The organism is Acinetobacter sp. SWAC5 (assembly GCF_003419885.1).
In the GTDB taxonomy this organism is placed as follows: Bacteria; Pseudomonadota; Gammaproteobacteria; order Pseudomonadales; family Moraxellaceae; genus Acinetobacter; species Acinetobacter cumulans.
Genome location: NZ_QUWR01000002.1, coordinates 231,920 through 238,275 on the forward strand (window position 1 = coordinate 231,920; position 6,356 = coordinate 238,275).

5 protein-coding genes and 4 tRNA genes are annotated in these 6,356 nt (G+C 43.5%); all 9 read left to right on the forward strand.

What is annotated here, in order from left to right; all coding sequences use genetic code 11:
• Positions 1 to 36: 36 nt before the first annotated feature.
• On the forward strand, positions 37 to 2,289 hold the full coding sequence (gspD, locus tag DYI81_RS02760; RefSeq protein WP_117006642.1) for a type II secretion system secretin GspD: 2,253 nt from the start codon (positions 37 to 39) through the stop codon (positions 2,287 to 2,289).
• 100 nt (positions 2,290 to 2,389) lie between these two features.
• Positions 2,390 to 3,094 (forward strand): FHA domain-containing protein, encoded by a 705-nt coding sequence (locus tag DYI81_RS02765; protein WP_106984290.1) that lies wholly within the window; start codon positions 2,390 to 2,392, stop codon positions 3,092 to 3,094.
• A gap of 134 nt (positions 3,095 to 3,228) precedes the next feature.
• A complete protein-coding gene (locus DYI81_RS02770) occupies positions 3,229 to 3,897 on the forward strand; it encodes a phosphoglycolate phosphatase (protein WP_106984291.1) in 669 nt (222 codons plus the stop codon).
• Positions 3,898 to 4,006: 109 nt separating this feature from the next.
• Entirely contained in the window at positions 4,007 to 5,500 is a 1,494-nt protein-coding gene (gene trpE / locus DYI81_RS02775; RefSeq protein WP_106984292.1) for an anthranilate synthase component I, read from the forward strand.
• Between the two features lie 98 nt (positions 5,501 to 5,598).
• Positions 5,599 to 5,674: transfer RNA gene (locus DYI81_RS02780), tRNA-Thr, on the forward strand.
• A gap of 52 nt (positions 5,675 to 5,726) precedes the next feature.
• A tRNA-Tyr gene (locus DYI81_RS02785) sits at positions 5,727 to 5,810 on the forward strand.
• A gap of 39 nt (positions 5,811 to 5,849) precedes the next feature.
• A tRNA-Gly gene (locus DYI81_RS02790) sits at positions 5,850 to 5,925 on the forward strand.
• A gap of 16 nt (positions 5,926 to 5,941) precedes the next feature.
• Positions 5,942 to 6,016: transfer RNA gene (locus DYI81_RS02795), tRNA-Thr, on the forward strand.
• A 150-nt stretch (positions 6,017 to 6,166) separates the two neighbouring features.
• Positions 6,167 to 6,356 (forward strand): GTP-binding protein (locus DYI81_RS02800; protein ID WP_240627330.1); only part of this gene is annotated, 190 nt, incomplete at its 3' end.

Consider the following 6,356-nt stretch of genomic DNA (forward strand, 5'->3'; position numbering starts at 1 on the left):
GTGATCACTAAAGCAGGTTAGGAAACACGAGTAGTTATGGCTTTATTCAATAATAATCGTCCAATATTGGCCGCCTATGCTTTGGCGCCGCTGGTGGCTATGGTCAGCACTGCCAGCTATGCACAGACATGGAAAATTAATTTACGTGATGCAGACTTAACTGCATTTATTAACGAAGTTGCAGACATTACAGGTAAAAACTTTGCCGTAGACCCACGGGTTCGAGGCAATGTCACGGTCATTTCAAATAAGCCACTGAATAAAAGTGAGGTTTATGATCTCTTTTTAGGCGTATTGAATGTCAATGGTGTGGTTGCCATTCCGTCAGGCAATACCATTAAATTGGTGCCAGACAGTAATGTGAAAAGCTCAGGTGTTCCTTATGATGCACGCCATCGTGCAACGGGTGATCAAATCGTAACGCGTGTGATTTGGCTGGATAATACCAATGCCAATGATTTGATTCCTGCACTACGCCCACTCATGCCACAGTTTGCGCATTTGTCTGGGGTTGCAGGGACGAATGCTTTAATTGTTTCAGATCGTGCAAGTAATATTTATCAGCTGGAAACGATTATTCGTAACCTTGATGGCACAGGTCAAAATGACATTGAAGCGGTGACCTTACAGTCGAGTCAAGCAGAAGAAATGATTGGCTTATTGGACTCTATGAGCTCTACAGGTGCGGCCAAAGATTTGAAAGGCGCACGTGTGCGTATTATTGCGGATAATCGAACCAATCGAATCGTGATTAAAGGCGATACGGCATCGCGTAAACGTATCCGCCAAATGATTGAAATGTTGGATGTGCCATCTGCAGATCGTTTGGGTGGCTTAAAAGTTTTCCGTTTAAAATATGCCAGCGCAAAAAACTTGGCAGAGATTTTACAAGGCTTAGTCACGGGGCAAGCAGTCTCATCGACAGATTCGTCTAAAGGATCATCTTCTTCAAATACCAATTCGACCATGAATAGTTTAATGAATAACAATTCAACGTCGAATAATGGCTCAAATAATAATACGGGTTCGAGTATTAATTTAAATTCGAATAACAGTAGCGCTAACCAAAATAATATCACTACGTTTAACGGTAATGGCATTAGTATTATTGCCGATGCAACTCAGAACGCATTGGTAGTGAAGGCTGATCCTCAGTTAATGCGTGAAATTGAATCTGCGATTCAGCAACTAGATACACGCCGTCAGCAAGTGTTGATTGAAGCGGCGATTATTGAAGTTGAAGGCAATGATGCAGATCAACTCGGCGTACAGTGGGCATTGGGGGATATTAGTAGCGGTATTGGTATTATTAACTTCGATAATATTGGCTCTAGCTTAGGTCAGATTGCAGCAGGTGCGGTAGCAAATGGTGCTTTGGGAGCGGCCAGTGCGGTGAGTGCAGGGACGTCCTTGGTCTTAGGTGATTATAAAGAAGGCAGTGATGGCTCACGTAAGCTTTATGGTGCAATGATCCAAGCCTTAAAAGAAAACACCAAATCCAATTTGTTATCTACACCTTCAATTGTGACGATGGACAATGAAGAAGCCTATATTGTGGTCGGTGAAAACGTACCTTTCGTCACAGGCTCAGTGTCTACCAGCTCAGCGGGTACAGCCAATCCCTATACAACAATCGAACGTAAAGATGTGGGTGTGACCTTAAAGGTGGTGCCACACATTGGCGAAGGTGGCTCTGTTCGTTTAGAGGTGGAGCAAGAAGTTTCAGATGTAAAAGCCAACAAAGGGCAAGCATCTGATTTGGTGACCAGTAAACGTGCTTTAAAGACCTCTATTTTGGCTGAGCATGGGCAAACAATTGTACTCGGTGGTCTAATTTCAGATAACACATCTTATCTACGGCAGGCAGTTCCTGGCTTGGGTGCAATTCCAGGCTTAGGTCGCTTATTTCGCTCCGATGGAAAATCCAATAAAAAGCGTAATTTATTGGTCTTTATTCACCCGACCATTATTGGTAATAGCAACGAAAGTCGCCGTTTGACTCAGCAACGTTATAATCAATTGTATAGCTTACAGTTGGCTTTAGACGCTGATGGTGGCTTTGCGAAATTGCCAGAGCAGGTAGAGGATGTCTATCAACAGCGTTTGCCAGTTTCAAAACTTGCATCTAATGTGACGGGTACCACCTATCAAGCTGTGCCTACTGCTCCTGTGGCACAAACGGTACCTGCGGCCAAAGTGGTAACGACACCTGTCGCCATAGAGCCAGCATTAAAGCGTCAGACAATTACAGTGCCAAACGGTGTACCAGCCAACAAAAACAACCAATAAACATGATGCTCACATGCTGAATCAAACTTTAACAGGGGTGTTAAAGCTTTCTTGATTCAGCATGCTATGATGCTAAAAAATCATGTAGAGAAGCAATTTCATGACTTGGAAAATAAAAGCCCTAGGTGGCGACTTGGCGGCGCAAGAGATCAATATTGAGCGTGACCTTTTGGTTGGACGCCATCAAGCAGCAGATATTGTGTTGGCACAAGCAGATATTTCACGTAAACATGCGGCTTTTTTGCTCAAAGAACAAGCGTTATGGGTGCAAGACTTAGGTTCTTCAAACGGGACTTTTGTCAATGATACTCGTCTGGCTACAGAAGAAGTTGAATTGCACGCAGGTGATGTGGTGCAGTTTGCCAGTGCGACTAAATTTACGGTTGTTGCTGTGGCAGCTTCTGTAGATGCACCAGTGACTCCACTACGTCAACCTGCTGAAGCTGTTGCGGTGTCTGAGTTAAGTATTCAGCCTGAGCCAACAGTTGCACCTGTAGTCGAAGAAGTGAAAACAGCTGCGCAGCAATTGAGTGATCAGGGCATGACACAGCTAGGTGAGCGCGATAGCAATGTACAGCTCAATCGTGATGGAATGCCTCAAAATGTTTCTGTACCTAAACCTGCACCAATTCCTGAAGGTGTAGATATTAGTGCAGTGACGCCTGAGCCTAAACCAATTCCTGTTGAGCAACCCATCACACGTGCCGAAGAAGAAAAGCTTGAGCAAAAAAATGCATCTTTGGGGCTAATGAGTCTGATTGTGTTAATTATTCTTGCGCTTGTTGCATGGTTTATTTTTAAATAAACCCGAAGTTGCGAACGCTAAAGGCATGCAATCGCATGCCTTTGTTGTATTGATATAAAAGATATAGACCATAATTGCATCTCAAGCAGATGAAATGTATGGTTTGAAATGAAAATGAAAAAATTGAGGGTGTTATGTTTGATGTGAAGTTGCAAGACCGTGAAGTCTTTCTATTTGACTTGGATGGAACCTTGGTCGATTCCGCAGCCGACTTATATCTGGCCATGAATATGAGTCTCAATGTATTGCAACTTCCAGCGGTGAGTGAAGAACAAGTGCGTGCTTGGATTGGAAAGGGTACTGCTCTTTTTTGTCGTAGTGTGTTGGAGCACTTAACCGTAACGGTGGATCCTGCACAGCACCAACAACTGTTGGCAACATTCTTAAAAATTTATAATGCTGATCCATGCGCAGAAACCCGTCCATTTGTTGGGGTGCTTCAGTTTTTGGATTGGGCAAAAGCACAAGGCAAAACTTTGGTCTGTGTGACCAATAAACCAGAGCAACCGGCACGAACGATTTTAGAAACTTTGGATATGTTGCATTATTTTGATGATGTGATTGGTGGCGATCGCTTTGAAGAACGTAAACCACATCCACGTCAGTTGAATCATTGTGTCGAACATTATCAGGTCAGTTCGGCACATGTATTGATGGTGGGAGACTCTTCAAATGATGTTGAAGCGTCACGCCGTGCGGGTATTGATTGTATTGTGGTCAGCTATGGCTATAATCATGGTGAAAATATAGCAGACTGTCAGCCACAGTTAATTGTGGATGATTTACGTGAACTGCTGGCTTAGCAAAGGGTACTAAGGAAAGAAAATGAATAGTTGTAAGGTTTTTCGATGGCGTCGCTCAGTTCAATTTTATTTACATACTGAGTAACCCTATTTAAAAGAGAAAAACCACATGACAACATCAGCACAATTTCAGCAACTCGCTCAACAAGGCTATAACCTTATCCCAGTGTATCGTCAGCGTTTAGCAGATACAGATACACCGCTGTCTATTTTTGCGCGTTTAAAACAGCACCAACAAGCCTATTTGTTTGAATCGGTTGAGGGGGGTGAAAACTGGGCACGTTATTCGATTATTGGTTTGGGCGAGTCCACTGTATTTTCATGCAATGAAGGTGTGCTTACTGTGAAAGCTGCCGATGGCAGTCTGAGTGAGCAAGCCTGCCTCGATCCATTTCAATATATCCGCGACTTTCAATCACAGTTTAAAGTTCCAACCCAACAGGACTTGCCGGGCTTACCAAGCTTTACAGGTGGTTTGGTGGGCTACTTTGGTTATGATGCGGTGCGTTATATCGAACCAAAGCTAAAAAATGTACCTGCGGACGATCCAGTTGGATTGCCAGATATTTGGATGATGCTGTCTAAAACCGTGATTGTGTTTGATAACTTAAAAGACACGCTGTTTTTAATTGTGCATGCGGATGCAAATGACGCCGATGCCTATAGTAAAGCACAAGCACAATTAGATGAACTGGAAGATATACTTGCGACGCCTGTCAGCTTAAAAGCCATCAAACACACTGCACCACACTTTGAGTCTTTAACAGGCCATGACAACTTTTTGGCGTCCATTGAAAAAGTAAAAGATTACATCCGAGCAGGGGATGTGATGCAGGTGGTGCCAGGTCATCGTATGGTGTCAGACTTTGATGGCGAACCATTACAAGTTTATCGCGCATTACGTCATCTTAATCCTTCGCCATATTTGTTCCTTGTACAAGGGCAGACCTTGGGCAATAACACCCCATTTCACATTGTAGGGTCTTCGCCGGAAATTTTGTCACGTTTAGAAAATGGTGTCGCTACTGTGCGTCCATTGGCGGGCACTCGTCCACGTGGCAAAACCAAAGAAGAAGACTTGGCTTTAGAAAAAGATCTGCTTTCAGATGAAAAAGAAATCGCTGAGCATTTAATGCTGATTGATTTAGGTCGAAATGATGTGGGTCGTGTTTCAAAAATTGGTAAAGTTCATGTGACTGATCAAATGGTGATCGAACGCTATTCGCATGTGATGCATATTGTGTCGAATGTGCAGGGTGAAGTACGTGACGATGTAGATGCTTTGGATGTTTTTAAAGCAACATTCCCTGCAGGAACACTTTCAGGCGCGCCAAAAATACGTGCGATGGAAATTATTGACGAAGTTGAGCCAGTAAAACGCGGAATTTTTGGTGGTGCTGTTGGTTATTTAGGCTGGCATGGTGAAATGGACATGTCGATTGCCATTCGTACCTGTGTAATTCGTGAAAATAAGGTCTATGTTCAGGCTGGAGCAGGGGTGGTTTATGACTCAAATCCTGAATCTGAATGGAATGAAACGCAAATAAAAGCTCGCGCAGTGATCAAATCGGTTGAATTATCATCAAATGGTTTGATTTTATGAGTTTTTCACGTTTTTTTTAGAAAAAACACTTGCAAGGATTTCAAGATTTGCTAAACTGCACACCGTTCCGATACGAAACGTACGAAACACTAAGAAGCGCCGGCATAGCTCAGTTGGTAGAGCAACTGACTTGTAATCAGTAGGTCCACAGTTCGAATCCGTGTGCCGGCACCATCTTAGAGATTTTGAGTATGGTTGAAGAACGACACTGAAGTAAGTGTAAAATGGTGAGGTTCCCGAGCGGTCAAAGGGGGCGGACTGTAACTCCGCTACGAAAGTTTCGAAGGTTCGAATCCTTCCCTCACCACCAATTTTAAGACTTCAATTAAGTGGAATGTACCAACATCGTGCGGGAGTAGCTCAGTTGGTAGAGCGGCAGCCTTCCAAGCTGCATGTCGCGAGTTCGACCCTCGTCTCCCGCTCCATTGAAGTACTAAATTTGCTCTTATAGCTCAGTGGTAGAGCACTCCCTTGGTAAGGGAGAGGTCTCGAGTTCAAATCTCGATAAGAGCTCCAGATTACAGTTTAGCAACTTTGTTGCACAAGATTTCAAAAGCAGGCTTATTAGTCTGCTTTTCAAGTATCAGGGTGTCTATTTTTTTAGGCAAGCAAGTCGATGCTGGGTTTTGCTCAGAATTGTGTTCGACGTAAACGAGGAATATAAACATGGCTAAGGCTAAGTTTGAACGTAATAAGCCACACGTTAACGTGGGCACAATTGGTCACGTTGACCATGGTAAAACAACTTTAACAGCTGCAATTGCAACTGTATGTGCGAAGAAATTCGGTGGCGAAGCGAAAGATTACGCTGCAATCGACTCTGCACCTGAAGAAAAAGCACGTGGTATTACAATTA

What these genes read in the sequence shown, in the direction of transcription:
- trpE (WP_106984292.1), top strand. Translation starts at nt 4,007, where the DNA reads ATGACAACATCAGCACAATTTCAGCAACTCGCTCAACAAGGCTATAAC.
- DYI81_RS02765 (WP_106984290.1), top strand. Translation starts at nt 2,390, where the DNA reads ATGACTTGGAAAATAAAAGCCCTAGGTGGCGACTTGGCGGCGCAAGAG.
- DYI81_RS02770 (WP_106984291.1), top strand. Translation starts at nt 3,229, where the DNA reads ATGTTTGATGTGAAGTTGCAAGACCGTGAAGTCTTTCTATTTGACTTG.
- gspD (WP_117006642.1), top strand. Translation starts at nt 37, where the DNA reads ATGGCTTTATTCAATAATAATCGTCCAATATTGGCCGCCTATGCTTTG.